This is a genomic window from Vibrio sp., from assembly GCF_984391705.1.
The window spans coordinates 1-19793 of sequence record NZ_CFHWOM010000058.1 but is presented as its reverse complement, the minus strand read 5'-3'; the positions used below and the strand labels follow the sequence as shown (position 1 = coordinate 19793).

General features: G+C 45.3%; 23 protein-coding genes. 5 read left to right on the top strand and 18 right to left on the bottom strand.

Going from position 1 to position 19793, the window contains the following annotated elements:
* Positions 1-154 precede the first annotated feature (154 nt).
* From mltC to mutY, 3 genes are all read right to left on the bottom strand, one after another.
* Positions 155-1291, bottom strand: a complete 1137-nt coding sequence (mltC, locus tag AC4MRV_RS18785) for a membrane-bound lytic murein transglycosylase MltC (RefSeq protein WP_491188841.1) — start codon at positions 1289-1291, stop codon at positions 155-157.
* 73 nt (positions 1292-1364) lie between these two features.
* Positions 1365-1637 (bottom strand): oxidative damage protection protein, encoded by a 273-nt coding sequence (locus AC4MRV_RS18780; protein WP_491188840.1) that lies wholly within the window; start codon positions 1635-1637, stop codon positions 1365-1367.
* A gap of 19 nt (positions 1638-1656) precedes the next feature.
* Positions 1657-2709: an A/G-specific adenine glycosylase gene (gene mutY, locus AC4MRV_RS18775; RefSeq protein ID WP_491188839.1), complete on the bottom strand. Its 1053-nt coding sequence runs from the start codon at positions 2707-2709 to the stop codon at positions 1657-1659.
* Positions 2710-2907: 198 nt separating this feature from the next.
* Here mutY and trmB point away from each other — a divergent pair, with 198 nt between their 5' ends.
* Both trmB and glsB read left to right on the top strand, forming a co-directional pair.
* The gene (gene trmB / locus AC4MRV_RS18770) at positions 2908-3627 is read left to right on the top strand and encodes a tRNA (guanosine(46)-N7)-methyltransferase TrmB (RefSeq protein WP_491188838.1); all 720 of its coding nucleotides are present in this window, start codon (positions 2908-2910) and stop codon (positions 3625-3627) included.
* 134 nt (positions 3628-3761) lie between these two features.
* Positions 3762-4682 (top strand): glutaminase B, encoded by a 921-nt coding sequence (gene glsB / locus AC4MRV_RS18765; RefSeq protein WP_491188837.1) that lies wholly within the window; start codon positions 3762-3764, stop codon positions 4680-4682.
* A 52-nt stretch (positions 4683-4734) separates the two neighbouring features.
* Here glsB and hemW read toward each other — a convergent pair whose 3' ends face one another.
* The 7 genes from hemW to AC4MRV_RS18730 all read right to left on the bottom strand — a co-directional run bounded on the left by hemW (position 4735) and on the right by AC4MRV_RS18730 (position 9536).
* Positions 4735-5910, bottom strand: a complete 1176-nt coding sequence (gene hemW, locus AC4MRV_RS18760) for a radical SAM family heme chaperone HemW (RefSeq protein ID WP_491188836.1) — start codon at positions 5908-5910, stop codon at positions 4735-4737.
* A 5-nt stretch (positions 5911-5915) separates the two neighbouring features.
* Positions 5916-6515: an XTP/dITP diphosphatase gene (locus AC4MRV_RS18755; protein ID WP_491188835.1), complete on the bottom strand. Its 600-nt coding sequence runs from the start codon at positions 6513-6515 to the stop codon at positions 5916-5918.
* A gap of 101 nt (positions 6516-6616) precedes the next feature.
* Positions 6617-7048: a DUF4426 domain-containing protein gene (locus tag AC4MRV_RS18750; protein WP_491188834.1), complete on the bottom strand. Its 432-nt coding sequence runs from the start codon at positions 7046-7048 to the stop codon at positions 6617-6619.
* Positions 7049-7076: 28 nt separating this feature from the next.
* Positions 7077-7367 (bottom strand): DUF167 family protein YggU, encoded by a 291-nt coding sequence (gene yggU, locus AC4MRV_RS18745; RefSeq protein ID WP_491188833.1) that lies wholly within the window; start codon positions 7365-7367, stop codon positions 7077-7079.
* On the bottom strand, positions 7367-7924 hold the full coding sequence (locus tag AC4MRV_RS18740) for a YggT family protein (RefSeq protein WP_491188832.1): 558 nt from the start codon (positions 7922-7924) through the stop codon (positions 7367-7369). The genes yggU and AC4MRV_RS18740 overlap by 1 nt, the downstream gene beginning before the upstream one ends.
* Before the next feature lie 37 nt (positions 7925-7961).
* Positions 7962-8780: a pyrroline-5-carboxylate reductase gene (gene proC, locus AC4MRV_RS18735; protein WP_491188831.1), complete on the bottom strand. Its 819-nt coding sequence runs from the start codon at positions 8778-8780 to the stop codon at positions 7962-7964.
* Between the two features lie 39 nt (positions 8781-8819).
* Positions 8820-9536 (bottom strand): YggS family pyridoxal phosphate-dependent enzyme, encoded by a 717-nt coding sequence (locus tag AC4MRV_RS18730; protein ID WP_491188830.1) that lies wholly within the window; start codon positions 9534-9536, stop codon positions 8820-8822.
* A gap of 25 nt (positions 9537-9561) precedes the next feature.
* On the opposite strand from AC4MRV_RS18730, the gene AC4MRV_RS18725 reads away from it, so the two are divergent.
* Positions 9562-10602 carry a type IV pilus twitching motility protein PilT gene (locus AC4MRV_RS18725; protein ID WP_491188829.1) on the top strand — a complete coding sequence of 347 codons (1041 nt, stop codon included), beginning with the start codon at positions 9562-9564 and terminating at the stop codon, positions 10600-10602.
* 11 nt (positions 10603-10613) lie between these two features.
* Positions 10614-11720, top strand: coding sequence for a PilT/PilU family type 4a pilus ATPase (locus tag AC4MRV_RS18720; RefSeq protein ID WP_491188828.1), 1107 nt, complete (start codon positions 10614-10616; stop codon positions 11718-11720).
* Positions 11721-11800: 80 nt separating this feature from the next.
* Here the strand turns inward: AC4MRV_RS18720 and ruvX are convergent, their stop codons facing one another.
* The 8 genes from ruvX to metK all read right to left on the bottom strand — a co-directional run bounded on the left by ruvX (position 11801) and on the right by metK (position 18260).
* On the bottom strand, positions 11801-12226 hold the full coding sequence (gene ruvX, locus AC4MRV_RS18715) for a Holliday junction resolvase RuvX (RefSeq protein WP_491188827.1): 426 nt from the start codon (positions 12224-12226) through the stop codon (positions 11801-11803).
* 30 nt (positions 12227-12256) lie between these two features.
* A complete protein-coding gene (locus tag AC4MRV_RS18710) occupies positions 12257-12820 on the bottom strand; it encodes a YqgE/AlgH family protein (protein WP_491188826.1) in 564 nt (187 codons plus the stop codon).
* 48 nt (positions 12821-12868) lie between these two features.
* On the bottom strand, positions 12869-13816 hold the full coding sequence (gshB, locus tag AC4MRV_RS18705) for a glutathione synthase (RefSeq protein ID WP_491188825.1): 948 nt from the start codon (positions 13814-13816) through the stop codon (positions 12869-12871).
* A gap of 12 nt (positions 13817-13828) precedes the next feature.
* Positions 13829-14560 (bottom strand): 16S rRNA (uracil(1498)-N(3))-methyltransferase, encoded by a 732-nt coding sequence (rsmE, locus tag AC4MRV_RS18700; protein ID WP_491188824.1) that lies wholly within the window; start codon positions 14558-14560, stop codon positions 13829-13831.
* A gap of 128 nt (positions 14561-14688) precedes the next feature.
* Entirely contained in the window at positions 14689-15390 is a 702-nt protein-coding gene (gene endA / locus AC4MRV_RS18695; RefSeq protein WP_491188823.1) for a deoxyribonuclease I, read from the bottom strand.
* A gap of 77 nt (positions 15391-15467) precedes the next feature.
* On the bottom strand, positions 15468-15965 hold the full coding sequence (locus AC4MRV_RS18690; RefSeq protein WP_491188822.1) for a SprT family zinc-dependent metalloprotease: 498 nt from the start codon (positions 15963-15965) through the stop codon (positions 15468-15470).
* Between the two features lie 69 nt (positions 15966-16034).
* A complete protein-coding gene (locus tag AC4MRV_RS18685) occupies positions 16035-16832 on the bottom strand; it encodes a DUF2189 domain-containing protein (protein WP_491188821.1) in 798 nt (265 codons plus the stop codon).
* A gap of 273 nt (positions 16833-17105) precedes the next feature.
* Positions 17106-18260 carry a methionine adenosyltransferase gene (gene metK / locus AC4MRV_RS18680; protein ID WP_038191407.1) on the bottom strand — a complete coding sequence of 385 codons (1155 nt, stop codon included), beginning with the start codon at positions 18258-18260 and terminating at the stop codon, positions 17106-17108.
* 317 nt (positions 18261-18577) lie between these two features.
* Between metK and AC4MRV_RS18675 the strand changes: the two genes are divergently transcribed.
* A partial coding sequence (locus AC4MRV_RS18675) for a transketolase family protein (RefSeq protein ID WP_491188820.1) occupies positions 18578-19793 on the top strand: 1216 nt, incomplete at its 3' end.

The following is a 19793-nucleotide window of genomic DNA, read 5'->3' as shown; positions in this document are numbered from 1 at the left end:
ACCGACACGAGGATTTTCAATCCTCTGCTCTACCGACTGAGCTATCCGGGCGACGGAGCGCTATTAAACGGATTTTCGGTCTTGTCGTCAACATGTTTTTAGAAAAAAAATCAAAAAAGTGCTTAAGTGCCGATTATTTAGTCGTTTTGTCTGATTATGTTTTACCTGAGTTAAAATCTTTTTTGAATTTGGTAACTTTTTCGAGATAACGGCGTGCTTCTGCGTTGGGGTGCTTTTTGGTAAGAGCCCAGTAAACTTGATTTGGTTGCAAAGAATTTAAGTCTCGCATTGCTCGTTTTCTATCACTGCGATTAAAAGTGTTTAAAACTCCACCAGTTCCGCCGTTATACGCGGAGATCATGCTGTACTCAAGAGATAGTGGATGGCTGACATCTTTCAAATATCGATTTTTTAAGATGTAGAAATAGGCTGTACCGGTATCTATGTTGTTTTCTGGATTGAACAAATACTCAGGAGTTGGTTCTCCTGATTTTTTCTTCACCAACTTAAACACATCTTTACCCGCAGTCTTAGGTACAACTTGCATTAAGCCATAGGCATTAGCCCAACTGACCGCATAAGGGTTAAAGCTACTCTCGGTTTTGATAATGGCGTAAATAAGGTCTTCGGGGATGTCATACTTGCGAGACGCGCGTTGAACAATATCGGCATACTTGTAGCTGCGGATCTCGAATTGTTCTTCAACCATAGGGATTTCGACATAGTAGGCTTTCTTAAAGTCGACATCTTTGACCTTGAGGTGATTGGCAATCAGGTAATCCGCAAACCGATTAGCCCGCCATGACCACTGAATGGGTTGTTTATCTTGATCCACAACTTGGCGATAAAGAAATGGCTGACCTTCAAGTATGATCTCTTTCGACGAAAAGAGATCGACGTTTGCCGGATCATCGGGAGTGAGTAGGGTAGTGATGATGGCGTTCTTCAGGTGCCCTTTGGGATCGGTCGGAGATACTGTTTCAACGGTGATCAACCCTTTATCGAAGTTAACTTCTGAGCGACTTAAGTAGTTGTCGATGTATTTGACGTAGTTACTTTTACCGGCAAACTTTACTTCACTGCGACCCCAGCGCTTTTCAATGTTGCCAGAAAAGCTACTGATTAGCGCGTCAAGGGCGTCTGTGTCTTTCTCAAATTGGCCTGGTAGACCCGCTAAGTTTTTAGCAAAGCGATTAGTAGGCTCGTAATTGACATCATACATGCTTTCGACAAACTCTCGGCTACAGCCCGCGAGAGTCATTGCTAGAATGAAGTAGGCTAACTTCTTCATAATTCTCCTAAAAAAAGACACCAATGCTATGCAGTGATGTCTTTCTGTTAATCATTACGCTTGCTGTGATTCATTACTCACTTGGTGGCGTATAACCTTCGATGTGAACTTCTTTGCCTTCAAACAGGAAATTCACCATTTCTGTTTCTAACAGTTTACGATGTTCAGGATCCATCATGTTGAGTTTTTTCTCATTGATCAGCATCGTCTGTTTGTGTTGCCACTCAGCCCAAGCTTCTTTTGAAATACTGTCGAATATACGTTTGCCCAGATCGCCTGGATAAAGTTGAAAGTCTAGACCTTCAGCTTCTTTTTGTAGTCGAGCACAAAAAACAGTGCGGCTCATAATGACTCCTTAAAAATAATCATTGCAGTTCAAACGGCAGGCTTTCTAGTAATTGTTTTACTGGAGCTGCTAAACCGATCTCTTCTGGTTGTGATAAGTTATACCAAAGACCTTTGTTGGCTTCCATTACCACATTAGGTTGCTTTGATAAGTCTACCAAAATTGGGGTGATATCGAGGTGGTAATGACTGAAGGTATGGCGAAATGCGATCAGCTGGCTCTGATGTTTGATGTCCGAATCAGTGATACCACGTTGATCTATCTGATACTGAATATCTGCATTTTCATGTTCGGGAAAGCAGAATAAGCCTCCCCAAATACCAGATTGAGGGCGCTGTTCAAGCCATACTTTGCCATCATGATGCAGCATCACAAACCATGCTTCTTTTACTGGTTTCTCTTTTTTGGGCTTTTTGCCTGGATAGTCTAGCTGATTACCTTGCTTGTTGGCGATACATAGAGATTCAATCGGACATAGCGTGCATTTTGGCTTACTGCGAGTACATACCATGGCGCCCATATCCATCATTGCTTGGTTGTACTTATCGACATCAAACTCTGGTGTATGCTCTTCTGCATATAACCACAACTGGTTTTCTACTTTTTTCTGCCCTGGCCATCCTTCGACGGCAAAGCTTCGCGCTAAAGTACGCTTAACGTTACCATCTAATATGGCGTGTGGCTGTTTATAGACAGAGGAAAGAATCGCTGCGGCTGTCGAACGTCCAATGCCAGGAAGCGCATTCATCTCTTCGATATTTAGTGGAAACTCACCATTATATTGCTCTGCAACCACTTTAGCCGCTTTATGCAGATTACGAGCGCGCGCGTAATAGCCAAGTCCAGTCCAAAGGTGGAGAACTTCATCTTGCTCAGCGTTGGCTAAATCGATGACAGTTGGGAATCGCTCTAGAAAACGTTGATAGTATGGGATGACGGTTGCAACTTGAGTTTGTTGCAACATGATTTCTGACAGCCAAACGCTATATGCGGTTTTATCTTGCTGCCAAGGTAGGCTTTTACGGCCATAGTTTTCGTACCACTCTAGGATGGCACTAGCGAATGGAGTCACGACTTGCTCTGTTTATTTTGTTATCTAATCTGGCAAAATTGCATCATAGTTTATAGGTAAAGTACAACCGATAAACAGTAAGGGTATACTTTCCATCAGGGATAATAGTGGAATTCGCTAAAAAACTTGCACCAGTGGCAATTCTTTGGATAATCACAATCCCTTTGAGTCGAGACCAATTTTTAAACAGGCAAAATCATGAGTGAAGTGACCACTAACGAGTACAACGAAGACGGTAAACTTATACGCAAAATTCGCAGCTTTGTTCGCCGCGAAGGTCGTTTGACCAAAGGTCAAGAAAACGCGATGAATGAGTGTTGGCCAACCATGGGTATTGATTACCAAGAAAAGCTTCTTGATTGGAAAGAAGTGTTTGGTAATGACAATCCTGTTGTTCTAGAAATTGGTTTTGGTATGGGGGCATCGCTGGTTGAAATGGCGAAGAACGCTCCTGAGAAAAACTTTATCGGTATCGAAGTGCACAGCCCTGGCGTAGGTGCGTGTCTGTCTGACGCTCGTGAGGCGGGTATCACTAACCTACGTGTTATGTGCCACGATGCGGTAGAAGTATTCGAGCACATGATCCCTAATAGCAGTCTGGCAACGCTACAACTGTTTTTCCCTGACCCATGGCATAAGAAGCGTCACCACAAGCGTCGTATCGTTCAGTTAGGTTTTGCTGAAATGGTGCGTGAGAAGCTGATTGATGGTGAAGGTATTTTCCACATGGCGACTGACTGGGAAAACTACGCAGAGCACATGATCGAAGTGATGAACGAAGCGCCTGGTTTCGAAAACATCGCAGACGATGGTGATTACATTCCTCGTCCAGATGAGCGCCCGCTAACAAAATTTGAAGCACGTGGTCACCGTTTAGGTCACGGCGTTTGGGATATTAAGTACAAGCGCGTAAAATAACCGCGATTGCTTAAACCTTGGTTGCTTGCACCAAGAGCCGTAAGCTAAAGAGATGATTAAAGCCAACATTGATGTGTTGGCTTTTTTGACCCTACAAGAAAATTATAATAACTACTTGATTTTTAAGGTTGCTGATGAAACCGACAAAAGAAATTCTTGCTGAGATCCTAGAAGAGGTACGCCCTTTAATAGGTCAAGGTAAAGTCGCAGACTATATTCCTGCTTTAGCTAAAGTTCCGGCAAACAAACTGGGAATCGCGGTATTCACTAACGATGGTCAAGTGATAAAAGCGGGTGATGCCGATGAGCCTTTTTCAATCCAGTCTATCTCTAAAGCGCTAAGTCTAACGCTAGCGATGTGCTTGTATAAACCTGAAGAGATTTGGAGTCGGGTTGGCAAAGAGCCATCAGGCCAAGCTTTTAACTCGCTTATTCAGTTAGAAATGGAGCAAGGTATTCCGCGTAATCCGTTCATTAATGCCGGGGCTATCGTGGTTGCAGACTTGCTCAATAGCCGTTTATCCGCTCCACGCCAACGACTGCTTGAATTCGTCCGTCAGCTATCGGGTGATACCCATATTTGTTATGACAAAGTCGTGGCGGCTTCGGAAATGATGCACAGCGATCGTAACGCAGCCATTGCATATCTGATGCGTTCATTTGGTAACTTCGAAAATGACGTTATCCCAGTACTGAATAACTACTTTCATGCTTGTGCGCTTAAAATGAGTTGTGTCGACTTGGCGAAAACTTTCAGTTATTTAGCCAACAAAGGGACATCAGTACAAACAGGTAAGTCAGTCATTACTCCGATTCAAACGAAGCAGCTGAACGCGCTGCTGGCAACCTGCGGCCTGTATGACGGGGCTGGCGAGTTTGCTTACCGAGTTGGCATGCCAGGTAAGTCTGGTGTCGGTGGCGGAATTATGGCTGTAGTACCGGGTGAGATGACTATTGCCGTTTGGTCACCAGAGCTTGACCCTTCAGGTAACTCGCTCGCAGGCACAAAGGCGCTAGAGCTACTTGCGGAGCGTATTGGGCGTTCGATTTTCTAAGTCTAAAAAAAGGGTTGATGCTTTCACATCAACCCTGTTTAGTTTTTGCTCTTTACTCTTCGGCCATAAAGGCTTCTAACAAGTCATTGAGGAACAGTTTACCTTTCTCGGTGATTTGCCAGTGGGTATCACTTTCATCGATATAGCCCATCTCAATCGCCCAATCAATAGTCTCTTGAATGGCTTCAAAACCAAGTCCGGTCGTATCAAGAAAGTCCTGTTTCGGACATGCTTCGATAAGGCGGAAGCGGTTCATAAAGAACTCGAAAGGACGGTCTTCATCTGCAACTTGTTCTTCATTGTTTAAGTACGGTTTGACCATATTATCGTACGCAGCGAGGTAGCCTTTCGGGTGCTTGATCTTAGTGGTTCGGACAATGCGCCCATCACTAAAACTGAGCTTGCCGTGCGAGCCACAGCCGATACCTAAATAATCACCGAAGCGCCAGTAATTAAGGTTATGCTGACACTGATAGCCAGGCTTGCTGTAACCAGAGATTTCGTACTGCACGTAGCCGGCTTGCGCAAGCTTCTTATGGCCCAATTCGAAGATATCCCACAAGTCATCGTCATCTGGCAGAGTCGGCTGCTTGTAGTAGAACATGGTGTTTGGCTCGATCGTCAGCTGATACCAAGATAGGTGAGGTGGATCGAGTTCGATCGCTTTCTCAAGATCTGTAAGAGCTTGTTTGACGGATTGATCCGGTAAACCATGCATAAGATCGAGGTTAAAACTGTTTAAGCCAATCTTATGCGCAAGTTTGGCGGCATTGACCGCTTCATCCTGACCATGGATGCGTCCTAGACGCTCAAGCTTTTGTTGCTCAAAGCTCTGTACCCCAACGGAAATTCTGGTGACTCCGGCTGTTTGGTAACCAGCAAAACGTTCTGCCTCAATGGTACCCGGGTTGGCTTCCATAGTGATTTCAATATCAGGCTTAAATGGCAACCTTGCTTTGATTCCTGAGAGCAGAGAGGCGATCCCCTCTGCCGAAATAAGGCTCGGTGTTCCACCGCCAATAAAAATTGAATGCAGTAGACGTGGATTGTCGTTGAGTCGGTAACGCTCGATATCCGCATCAAGATCTTGCAGTAGTGCCGCAATGTACTCTTGTTCTGGGATCTCTGCTTTCAAAGCGTGAGAGTTAAAGTCACAGTAAGGGCACTTTTGCACGCACCATGGGATGTGGACATAAAGGCTTAACGCTGGTGGAATTAGTTGGCTCATTACAATTACAAAGGTTGCTCAGAAAGCGTTGCAAATAGTGTTTTAAGCGCTTTACCACGATGAGAAAGTTGCTTCTTACGCGTTGGTTCTAGTTCGGCGGATGCGCAGTTATCTTCAGGTACAAAGAAGATAGGGTCGTAGCCAAAGCCATTTTCACCGTAAGCTTCAGTCAGAATGCGACCTTCCCACTTACCGTGACAAACGATAGGCGTAGGGTCGTTTTCGTGACGCATTAGAACCAGTACACAGTGGAAACGTGCGGTGCGTTCTGCCTCCGGTACGTCTTTCATTGCTTCAAGTAGCTTTTCTAGGTTCTCTTGGTCAGTCGCATCTTCACCTGCATAACGTGCTGAATAGATACCTGGTGCGCCTTTAAGGGCATCAACTTCAAGGCCAGAGTCATCCGCGATAGCCGCAAGACCGGTTTCCTTTGCTGCGTGGCGTGCTTTGATGATGGCATTTTCGATAAAGGTTGTGCCAGTCTCCGCGACTTCCGATACATTGAACTCGCTTTGGGCAAGAACCTCGAAGCCGAAGTCAGACAGCAAGTCTGCCATTTCGCGAACTTTGCCTTGGTTACCTGTTGCTAGCACTATCTTTGTCATGGTGTTCTCTTTTTATCGCAGTAAGGGAGAATGGAGCCTCTCCCTATAAAATAGGTTTTGGTCTTAGGGTGTCCAAAAGCTTTTAGATCATCACAACCTAATTACTCTTCAACATAAAATTTTTGGGTGAACTTTAATGTGCCAGTGCCTTTATTGCCAGCATTAACATCAATGGTGAAGGTTAAGTTCTCTTCATCGCTAATTGGAAACTCCGCTAAATAGTATATGGCGTTTGCTTCTTTGATTTCACGAAAAGTCAGTTCACGAGTTTGGCCAATAAGGTTCTTGGCTGAGCCTGAAATCTTAGCAGTAATCGCCGGCTTACCCGCTTGATAATTGTCTAACACGCTGATGTTGAGTAGGGCAGAGTAGCCATTACGTTTGAGTTTATAGCTACGAGCGACTTGTGGGGTTAAAAAAGTCGAGTTGAATGCGGAATAGTGCACTTCTACATCTTTGATGGTTTTAAACTGTCCTGCCCATGCTGGTAGTGAGAGTAAGCTGACACACAGTAAGGTGATCCATTTTTTCATAACTGCTTCCTTTGTAAACAAAAAGCCATCATAAGATGGCTTTAATTTCTGCAGGGATTTGAGTTGGCGAGTGTACTCTAAGCTGTTTGTGCCGGCCGAGTTCGCCTTTTTCTATAGAGATTAATCCCTTTGCGACTTTAAATTGTTTTGCGAGGTATTTACTCAAATGCGCGTTCGCTTTGCCATCGACAGGCGGCGCAGTGATGGCGACTTTCATTTCATCGCCATGTAACCCGACTAACTTGTCTCTACTCGCTTTGGGCTGAATATAGAGGCGAAGAATTAAATCTTCGCCATCAAACCAAGCGGCCATAGACATTATAGTTGGAACCAAATTGGACCGATCAAATCACCCATCAAAAAGTTAGCGAATTGAAGAGCGATAAACAGCACAAGTACGCTCAAGTCAAAGCCACCCATTGCTGGAATAATGCGACGAATCGGCGCCAACATTGGTTCTGTTAATTGATGGAACACATACTCGATAGGGCTTCTACCTTGGCTTACCCAGCTCAAGATTGCACGGATCAGTAGCACCCAGAATAGTAAACCGCCAGCTGCTTTGAGAAGCGATAAGAAACCTAGGAATAGGAAGTCTGCGCTAAACGAAACAGAGCCATTTGAAGCAAGCAAGATCAAAGCGACGAATTTGAGTACACATAGTAGGTAAGCGAATAAAATCGTAGCGAGATCGAGGCTGCCTACGGATGGAATCACTCTACGTAGAGGTCCAATTACAGGTTGTGTGGCTTTAACAATAAACTGCGAAAACGGGTTATAGAAATCCGCACGGGCTGCTTGTAGCCAAATGCGTAAGATCACCACCATGATGTATAAATCAAATAGGGTGGAAATCAGAAAACTCATCGAATTCATAGGTGACCCTTAATTAGCGAGCCCAAGGCTCAAATGGTTAAAATAGTGCTTCCATCTCTTCAGCACGCGCAACGGCGGCTTGCATAGCTTTCGCTACTATATCTGAAAGTTGATGTTCATTGAATGTGCGCAGTGCTTCCGCTGTTGTTCCACCTTTAGAAGTCACCTGCTCACGGAGCGTAGAAAGTTCAATCTCTGGATTGGCTACGACCATTTCTGCTGCACCTAACGCTGATTGCTGGACAAGCAGGCGAGCAGTATCAGCATCGAAACCTTGAGCAATCGCTTCAGCTTGCATCGCTTCCATAAACAAGAAGAAGTACGCAGGAGCACTGCCAGCCGCCGCGATGACGTTATTGATACCAGACTCGTGTTCAACCCAACACACTTTGCCTACCGCGCCCATTAAATCAGCCGCGAACTGCTTATCTTGCTCACAGACATGCTGTGGAGCAAAAAGACCACTCATTCCTTTGCTGACAAGCGCAGGAGTGTTTGGCATAACGCGTACAAGGTTTAGTTTTGCACCTAGCATTTCGTCTAGACGTTGTGCACTGATGCCAGCGGCAATGGAGATAACCAGCTTGTGGCTAAAGTCGACATCGTGTAAACCGCCCCCAACCAGTTCCATTAATTGAGGCTTAACTGCAAGAACAATGGCATCCGCCTCTTTCGCTGCGGTGAAATTGTCTGCTTCAGTGTTAATACCATATTGGTTAGCGAGAAAATCACGTTGTTCTTGGTTTGGGTCGGTTGCCGTAATCAGCTTTGCTGGATATCCACTAGCAACTAGCCCAGCTATAATTGAGCGTGCCATATTACCTGCGCCGATAAACGTAATCTTCTTCTGTTCCATTGTGTAACTTCCCGCTTGTTATGTGTTAGGTGACAATCGTTATTGCTTATTGCTGTAATCGCGTGCGCCAAAAATTGCAGTACCGATGCGAACCATAGTACTGCCTGCTTCGATAGCGGCTTCCATGTCGCCACTCATCCCCATGGATAAAGTGTCGAGTTGCTCATCAGGAAAACGCTGCGCAAGCTTATCTTTTAAGTCTGCCAATTGAGTGAATGCCGACAGTTGTGAAGCGTAGTCCGACACATTAGCTGGAATTGACATTAACCCTCTTAAAGTGAGGTTTGGAAGTGAAGAAATCAACTCCGCAAGCTCAAAGATTTCATTTTCGTTTAACCCAGATTTAGATGCCTCACCACTGGTATTCACTTGCATAAGAACTTGTAGTGGTGTCGCGTCATCTGGGCGTTGATCGTTCAGGCGTTGAGCGATTTTAGCTCTATCAACTGTATGTACCCAAGCAAAGTTCTCAGCAACATGGCGAGACTTATTTGATTGGATTGGACCAATGAAATGCCATTCTAGGCCCAGTTCTGGATGGTGTTCGGAAAAGTGTGCTACTTTATCGGCGCCTTCTTGTACGTAGTTTTCACCAAAGGCAACTTGGCCCGCTTGAGCGGCTTCGAGAATTGCCTCTACAGGTTTAGTTTTACTTACCGCCAGAAGTTGCACTGACTCTCGAGGTCGTCCACACTTTTGTTGTGCACTCTCAATCTGTGAGGTGATCTGTTCAATATTTTGTTGAATACTGTTCATAGCAGATTTTACTTAAGGAAAATAAATGGATATCGCTGAATTACTGGATTTTAGTGTAAAGCATAATGCATCAGATCTACATCTTTCTGCCGGAGTTTCACCAATGGTACGGATAGATGGCGAAGTAAGAAAGCTTGGTGTGCCTGCTTTTAGCCATTCGGATGTGCATCGTTTGGTTTTTGAGATCATGAACGATTCTCAGCGAAGTGAATTTGAGGAGCGTCTCGAAGTCGACTTTTCTTTCGAGTTGCCTAACGTTGGGCGATTCCGTGTCAATGCATTTAATCAGTCTCGCGGCTGCTCAGCGGTATTTCGAACCATTCCAACAGAGATCCCTACACTAGAGCAATTAGAAGCTCCGCAAATATTTGAAAAGATAGCGAATATGGAGAAGGGATTGGTATTGGTAACGGGGCCAACAGGATCCGGTAAATCAACGACATTGGCTGCGATGGTTGATCATATCAATCGCAATCAAAACAAGCATATTTTGACCATCGAAGACCCGATAGAGTTTGTTCACACCAATAATAAATGTTTGATCAATCAGCGCGAAGTGCACCGAGATACTCACAGTTTCAAAAATGCTCTGCGCAGCGCCCTACGCGAAGATCCAGACGTTATTTTGGTTGGTGAATTACGCGATCAAGAAACGATAAGTTTGGCACTTACGGCTGCTGAAACGGGTCATTTGGTATTTGGCACATTGCACACCAGTAGCGCGGCAAAAACCATTGACCGTATTATTGATGTGTTCCCAGGCAGCGACAAAGACATGGTTCGCTCGATGTTATCAGAGTCGTTGCGCGCGGTGATCGCCCAGAAGCTGCTTAAGCGTATTGGTGGGGGGAGAACTGCCTGTCATGAAATTATGATGGCCACACCTGCTATCCGTAACTTGATTCGTGAAGACAAGGTCGCGCAAATGTATTCCGTGATACAAACTGGGGCGGCGCACGGCATGCAAACTATGGAGCAAAACGCCAAGCAGCTTATTGCCCAAGGTCAGGTTGATCCTGAAGAAGTGGCGAAGAAAATCGAAACAGAATCCAATAGCATGTTCTGATAGGTGAGAATATGGATATCAATACTTACCTTCAGGGAATGAACAACCAGAAATCATCAGACCTTTACATCACGGTCGGGGCTCCTGTGCTTTATCGCGTTGATGGCGAACTGCGTGCACATGGCGAGAAACTCATGTTGAATGATGTTGAGGCATTACTTAATAGCATGATGGATCAAGATAGGCAGCGAGAGTTTGATTCGACGAAAGAGGCGAATTTTGCCATCGTTCGCGATTTTGGTCGTTATCGGGTGTCAGCGTTTTATCAACGCGAGTTACCTGGTGCGGTAATTCGTCGCATCGAAACCACTATACCGAGCTTTGAAGACTTACGTTTGCCTGAAATTTTGCAAGACCTCTCGATAGCTAAACGTGGGTTGGTGTTGGTAGTCGGAGCTACAGGGTCTGGTAAATCTACAACTATGGCCGCGATGACGGGGTATCGAAATAGTCATCGAACAGGCCATATCTTAACGGTGGAAGACCCGATTGAGTTTGTTCACGAGCATCAGCGTTGTATTGTTACTCAGCGAGAAGTTGGGTTAGATACTGAAAGCTATGAAGTAGCGCTTAAAAACTCGCTTCGACAAGCGCCTGATATGATTTTGATCGGCGAAATTCGTTCACGCGAAACGATGGAATACGCGATGACTTTCGCCGAAACTGGTCATTTGTGCATGGCTACATTACATGCGAATAACGCCAACCAAGCTCTTGAGCGAATTTTGCATTTAGTTCCTAAGGAGCAAAAAGAACAGTTCTTGTTTGATTTATCAATGAATTTGCGCGGTGTTATTGGTCAGCAACTGATTCGTGATAAGAATGGCCAAGGACGTCATGGTGTGTTTGAAATTCTGCTCAACAGCCCACGAATATCTGACTTGATCCGACGTGGGGATTTACACGAGCTCAAATCTACCATGGCCAAATCTCAAGAAATTGGTATGCAGACGTTTGATCAAGCGCTATATCAGCTTGTTGTTGACGGTAAAATTAATGAAGAAGATGCCTTGCACAGTGCGGATTCAGCCAATGACTTACGCATCATGCTAAAAACTAAGCGCGGAGATAACTTTGCTGGTGGTTCTCTTAGTAATGTGAAGATTGATATGGATTAGCTAGAGTGTGAGCTATTCTGCTGCAAATTAAAAAAGGGTCGATGTAGATGCATCGGCCCTTTTTTAATTCAATCTAAGGTTTATTCACCGTATTGTGCTTCAAACCAACTTTCTAGGATGACGACTGCAGATTGGCAGTCAACATTTCCTTTACTGAGAGCTTTGTAGCCACCCATATCGAAAAGTTCAGCCCGAGCCTCGGCTGTTGATAAGCGCTCGTCATGAAGTTCAACAGGTAAGCCAAAGCGACCATGAAGTCGATTGGCAAACTTTTTTGCTCTTGGAGTGATGGTTTCTAAATCTCTACCATGCAAGTCTGTAGGGAGGCCAACAACCAGCAAGTTAGGCTGCCACTCTTTAATAAGCTTTTCGATATCATCCCAGTTCGGGATCCCATCATTGGCTTTAAATGCGCGCAGTGGAGAAGCCGTTCCTGTAATTTCTTGGCCGATAGCACTACCAATGCTCTTGGTACCAAAATCAAATGACATGATGGTTCTAGACATGAGAATCCTGTTTATTTTGTTTACGACGGACTAAGCGTGGCCAATATCACTGGATAGCTGAGCGACATTAATACCGAGCATTTGTACTGCCTTTTGCCAACGCTCTGCAATTGGCGTATTAAAAATGACTTCAGGGTCAGCTTCAATAGTAAGCCAAGAGTTGTCAGAGAGTTCGCTTTCCAATTGGCCAGGCTCCCACCCTGAATAGCCCAAAGCAACGAGGTATTCATTAGGTTCTGCTTCAGTGCCAAGTACTCCGAGGATATCCCGAGATGTGGTGACAGAAATATCATCGGTCATTTGGATACTAGACTCGTACTTGTCTTTTGGCTGATGGAGAATAAAACCTCTATCACTAGACACAGGCCCGCCTTTTAATACTGGCTTATCGAGACTTTCCGTTACCAATTGCGGGTGAGTAGATTCGACGTCAACTTGCTTAAGCATTTTGCCGACCGTGACGTCAATTGGAGCGTTAATCATTAAACCCATGGCACCTTCATCATTGTGTTCGCACACATAGATGACACTGCGCTCAAAGTAGGGATCTTTCATCCCGGGCATAGCAACTAAAAAATGGTTGGTTAAATTCATAGACACTCCAACATATTATTAGGGGCAGGCAGTGCTACCCCATTGTTATTATTTGTTGATGCGGCGTTCAATCGCATCCATAAGCTTGCCCGTGATTGATACATCAAACGCAGCTTCGATTTCACGAATACACGTTGGGCTGGTTACGTTGATCTCAGTTAGCTTATCGCCAATCACATCTAGACCAACAAAGATAAGCCCTTTTTCTTTAAGTGTAGGCGCTACTGCCTCAGCTATCTTTTTATCTGTTTCACTTAGTGGTCGAGCTTCACCAGTTCCGCCAGCAGCAAGGTTGCCACGTGTTTCCCCTTTTGCTGGAATACGAGCTAGGCAATATGGCATTGGCTCACCATCCACAACCAAGATACGTTTGTCACCGTTACTGATGTCAGGCACAAAAGTCTGCGCCATTGCATAGTTCTGGCCATGGTTAGTCAGGGTTTCAATTATCACTGATACGTTTGGATCGCCTTCTTTTACGCGAAAGATAGACGCGCCACCCATACCATCAAGCGGCTTAAGAATTACATCACCATGCTTTTCACGGAATTGCTTAATCTTCTCTGCTTTACGCGTCACGATAGTGGTTGGTGTTAGCTCTGGGAACCAAGCTGTAAACAGCTTTTCGTTACAATCGCGTAGGCTCTGTGGTTTGTTGACGATCAGTGTGCCTTGCTCTTCAGCGCGCTCTAGGATGTAAGTGGCGTAGATGTATTCCGTATCAAACGGAGGATCTTTACGCATCAGTACCGCATCTAGCTCTGAAAGCTCGATAGTTTGCTCAGATTTGAACTCATACCAACCGGTTGGATCTTCTTTCAGCTCAACCACTTTGGTGTCAGCTACCGCAACCCCTTGGTCTAGGTGAAGGTCATCCATTTCCATGTAGTGGATTTCGTAGCCGCGGCGCTGCGCTTCAAGCATCATGGCAAAGCTAGAGTCTTTCTTGATGTTAATGGACGAGATAGGGTCCATTACGATACCTAATTTGATCATATTGTTCTCCGTTTAACCAAGATCGCCGAAACGAACTTGCAGGGCTGTAATTGCAGTAAGAGCCGCCGTTTCGGTACGTAATACACGTGGGCCGAGTAGCGTCTCTTCAAATTTGTAGTTTTCCGTCATGCTGATTTCTTCTGCTGACAAGCCACCTTCAGGGCCAATCAACAAACGGACTTTTTCTACCGGAGTAGGTAGGGTGTTGATCGAGTATTTTGCACGAGGGTGGAGATTCAGTTTTAGACCGTCATACTCCTCGCCACACCACTCTTCAAGTTGCATGATAGGGCGGATTTCTGGAACCGTGTTGCGACCACATTGCTCACAGGCGCTGATGGCGATTTTTTGCCATTGAGCGAGCTTTTTCTCGAAGCGTTTTTGATCGAGTTTGACACCGCAGCGCTCTGAAATCAGTGGGGTAATTGTGTTTACTCCGAGCTCAACTGATTTCTGGATAGTAAATTCCATTTTATCGCCACGAGAAATTACTTGGCCGAGGTGAAGATCAAGCGGAGATTCTGCGCTACGTTCGACACGTTGAGTAATATTCACTTCAACATTTTTCTTTGAAACACTGGCGATCTCTGCTGGGAATTCAGCCCCACTGCCGTCAAACAGCAGTACTTCTTGGCCTTCTTTCATGCGCAATACACGGCCAATATGGCCTGCGGCATCTTCGCTGAGCATGAGAGAGCCTAACTGGTTAATGGCTTCTGGGTGATAGATTCGTGGGATTCGCATTGGTTTCGACTTCCAGCAACAGATTTTGAGATAACCTCTAACATGGATGCTTTTATGCGAAAAAACAAGGGGCAGAGAGAGTTTCCAATTAATTACTGGAAACTCTCAATTTCATAACGCAGTGAGAGCTATAGCGCTTGGCAAGCTTGGTAAACAAATGGGTTGTGGTTACCTTGGACTTTGAAGATCCGAGCCTCTCGTTCACACTCCCACTCATCCACAGGGAACTGCTTGTTCCATGCCATCATAAGGTTGGTTTGCTGCTTAGACAGCTTGAAGCCGTACTCTTTACTCATATATAAGTATGTTCGAGCGATTGAGCCTTTTGCTCTATCCGGAGGCATGACCTTGCGCTGTTTAAAGTTGACCTGCATTTCACAGCGTCCGTAGCTGACGCCATCAATCCCGTTCCATTGGCTAAAGTTATAATTGGAACGGTCGCCATTTACTTCTCCGATTGCGGGCGTTAGGTTGTGGAGATCGGCTTCCATCATACGAAATGTCTTATCATTTTTAGAGCAGTTCTTGCGCCCACCATCTTGCCAACATTGGCGTTGGTGGCCAAATTGCCAAGCTGGGACGACATGCTCCCATTCGATTCGAGAAGCGCGCTTTTGTTGTTTACGCACTTGGTAACCACACGACTCTAAATCCGGTGTTCCTTTACGTCCTTGCCATTCAATATCACAGCCACAGTAAAAACTGGTTGGGTGATCGGCGTAAATTTTTACCGCTTCTTTTTTTGCTTTGGAGAAAGAAGAGGGGGGAGCTGCATGGCTAGTAAGACTGAAAAGCGCAAATAATAGACTGAAAAATAGGATTCTTTTCATGGAATTCCGTATTAGAAAAGTAGTATGAATTACAGTCTAACACGCAATTATGGTTGGTATTGGTGAGAATTGTCTTATTAAGTCAGTTGTTTGCCAGTGAAACTCAAGGTTTGATGGCACTTTTGACAGCGGTAACTGGCTTGGTTGCGCAGTACTTTATTATGACGGCGAATAGAAAGGGGATAGCTTGTACAGCCACAAAGGTATTCAAAGGTTTTTCCTTGTACGGAAGTGACTTCAAAGCTGTGGGTGGTTTTTGCAGGCACGTTAAATACGGCTTCCATCACGCCTTGCCACTCTTTCCCGTGTGGCCTAACAGGGCCATAGACTTGGTAAGTAATCAGGTGAGCGACTTCATGAGGAATCACGTCAGTAAGGAAAGCCTGCTGGTTTTCTTCAAATAGCGTTGGGTTTAAACGAATTTCATTGAGCTGTAGGTAGGCTTTACCGGCAGCCTTGCCGCGTAATTTGTAGTTAAGTTTTGGCTGGGCGAATGTGCGTTTAAAGGCAACTTGAGCCTGATTTATGCAGTTTGCAATCACTTTAAGTGCACGATAATTGAGTTCAGAATCCACAACCACTCCTAAATAAACGCCCCAGCTCAAATGGCTGGGGCGCATCATAGACCGAAATGGCTTAGCTTGTTAAGGGTGATGTTTCTTCTTGATGGTTTCATGGTAAGCGTGCCAAGTACCATAGCCAAGGATTGGCATAGTAAATAGCATACCTATACCGTACGTAGCAAAGCCAACCAAAATACCACCACAAATCAATGCCGCCCAAACAATCATCGCAGGGATGTTGGATTTAACCGCGTTAAAGCTGGTGAATACGGCTGTCATCATATCGACGCGGCGTTCCATCATCACTGGGATGGAGAAAGCGGAAATACTGAAAACGATACAAGCCAATACCAAGCCCACTAGTGAGCCGATAACTAAGAATGGCATAAACTCAGTGAGAGGTGCGCCTTGTACTGAAGGGTATAGTGCATGCAGTAATGCAGCGATACGCATCCAGAAAATCATACATACAGCAAGAAGTACTGCGAATGCCCACTGTGATGTAGAGTTACGACCTATCGCTTTCATCGAGTGCAGTAAACTTGCGCTATGGCCTTTTTCTCTTTCCCAGCTAGCATCGTACAAACCTAGAGCAAGGAAAGGCCCTATTAGCATATAAACCACGAGACTAGGCATGACAACTAAGTGCGTTCCTTGCCATTGAACCAGCAACACAATTCCAATAGCGGCTGCCATGAAGCAAAGGCCATAGAAAGCACTGATGAGTGGCATTCTAACAAAGTCATGTAGACCAAGAGAAAGCCAATGAAATGGTGCTGAAATACTCAGCTGATTACACGGAATAGTACGAGCGTATTCCGAGTCCGGGACTTCTTTCTGCTTATCTTTAAAGTCGTGTGGGTTCACCGTACGAGGCATACATCCTCCTTGATCGATTCTCTACGTAGACTAAATTCGTTGGCAAATTTAGCGTTTGAAACTCGATGCCCGGCTTGGCGACGTCTGGAATATAAGCGGCGCATCAGTTAACGCTAACGAGGTTTCAATCGCTGAAACTACTCGTTAACATATTTTTAACTATTGACCCCATGGCAAAAAAATACAACTTTGAGTGGCAAATTAATCCTTAAAGAAAAAGGGCTTTTGGTTTCCCAAAAGCCCTTTTAAATTCGATTATGTCTTATGTTCTAATTACTTAAGACCTGCGAAGTCGGCAAGAATTGCTGCTTTGTCAGTCGCTTCCCATGGGAACTCTTCACGACCGAAGTGACCGTATGCTGCTGTCTTCTTGTAGATAGGCTGAAGTAGGTTAAGCATCTCTTGTAGGCCGTACGGACGTAGGTCGAAGTTCTGGCGAACAGCTTCCACGATAATGTCGTGCGATACTTTTTCAGTACCAAACGTTTCAACCATGATAGACGTTGGATCAGCAACACCGATTGCGTAAGAAAGTTGGATCTCACAACGATCAGCCATGCCCGCAGCAACGATGTTTTTCGCTACGTAACGCGCAGCGTATGCTGCAGAGCGGTCAACTTTCGATGGATCTTTACCAGAGAATGCACCGCCACCGTGACGCGCTGCGCCGCCGTAGGTATCAACGATGATTTTACGACCAGTTAGACCACAGTCACCCATAGGACCACCAATTACGAAACGGCCAGTTGGGTTGATAAAGAAGTTAGTCTCTTTGTTGATCCACTCAGAAGGTAGTACTGGCTTGATGATCTCTTCCATTACTGCTTCACGTAGGTCAGGAGTTGATACTGAGTCACAGTGCTGAGTTGAAAGAACAACCGCATCGATACCTACAATCTTACCTTGATCGTATTGGAACGTTACTTGAGATTTTGCATCTGGACGTAGGAAGTCTAGTTTGCCACTCTTACGTACCTCTGCTTGTTTTTCAACTAAGCGGTGTGCGTAAGTGATAGGTGCTGGCATTAGGATCTCTGTTTCGTTGGTTGCGTAACCAAACATAATGCCTTGGTCCCCTGCACCTTGCTCTTTAGGGTCGGCTTTATCAACACCTTGGTTGATATCTGGTGACTGCTTACCGATAGTGTTTAGAACGGCACAAGAATCCGCGTCAAAACCCATGTCAGAGTGAACGTAGCCAATCTCACGAACGGTTTGACGAGTTAGCTCTTCGATATCTACCCATGCTGAAGTAGTGATTTCACCACCAACCATGACCATACCGGTTTTAACGTAAGTTTCACACGCGACACGTGCTTTTGGGTCTTGTTCTAGAATTGCATCAAGAACAGCATCAGAAATTTGGTCTGCAATTTTATCTGGATGACCTTCTGATACCGACTCAGAAGTGAACAGGTGCTTAGCCATGTTAGCTCCACTATATCTGGTTAATGTTGGAGGTTTATAAACTCTCCAGCATTCAATAATACTAATAATTGTAGGTGTATCTACATCTAGACGTCTATTCTAGTTTTGATTGCTCGAATTACAAGCTCTTTTTTATTATTAGATAAAACCAAACGATTGCCTCAAATCTGCTAATTATTAGTAACTTCGATAGATTTGCAGCGAAAGGTAAGAAAATTGTGAGCAATTGGCTTGGAAAACGTTTGCACAGCTAGAGTCGCTTTGAGAGAATTATCGCCCACTTTTATATGATTCGCTTAATGCACTCAGGAGCTGACATGTCTTCTCGTCAACATCTCGCTAATGCTATCCGCGCTCTAAGCATGGATGGTGTACAACAAGCTAACTCTGGTCACCCAGGCGCACCTATGGGTATGGCTGACATCGCTGAAGTTCTTTGGCGCTCTCACCTAAACCACAACCCTTCAAACCCAGAGTGGGCTGACCGCGACCGTTTCGTACTTTCAAACGGCCACGGCTCTATGCTGATTTACTCTCTGCTTCACCTAGCAGGCTACGAGCTATCAATCGAAGATCTTAAGAACTTCCGTCAACTGCACTCTAAGACTCCAGGTCACCCAGAGTATGGCTACGCACCAGGTATCGAAACGACAACAGGTCCTCTAGGCCAAGGCATCACTAACGCTGTTGGTATGGCGATGGCTGAGAAAGCACTTGCTGCTCAGTTCAACAAAGAAGGCCACGACATCGTTGACCACTTCACTTATGCATTCATGGGTGATGGCTGTCTGATGGAAGGTATCTCTCACGAAGCATGTTCTCTAGCAGGTACGCTAGGTCTTGGTAAGCTGATCGCTTTCTGGGATGACAACGGTATCTCTATTGATGGTGAAGTTGAAGGCTGGTTCTCTGACGATACGCCTAAGCGTTTTGAAGCGTACGGTTGGCACGTAATTCCAGCAGTAGACGGTCACGACTCTGAAGCAATTAACGCAGCAATCATTGCGGCGAAAGCAGATCCTCGTCCAACGCTAATCTGTACTAAAACAGTTATCGGCTTCGGTTCACCAAACAAGTCTGGTTCACACGACTGTCACGGTGCACCACTAGGCGCTGAAGAAATCGCAGCGACTCGCAAGCAACTTGGTTGGGAGCACGGTCCATTTGAAATTCCTGCTGACGTGTACGCTGAGTGGGATGCAAAAGAAGCAGGCGCCGCTAAAGAAGCAGCTTGGAATGCTAAGTTTGATGCATACGCGGCAGCTTACCCTGCAGAAGCAGCTGAGCTTAAGCGTCGCCTAAACGGTGAGCTACCAGCACAGTGGGAAGAGAAAGCAAACGCAATCATTGCAGACCTTCAAGCTAACCCTGCAAACATCGCATCACGTAAAGCATCGCAAAATGCGCTAGAAGCGTTTGGTGCTATGTTACCTGAATTCCTAGGCGGCTCTGCTGACCTTGCACCTTCTAACCTAACCATGTGGTCTGGCTCTAAGTCAGTATCGGCTGAAGATCCAGCGGGTAACTACATCC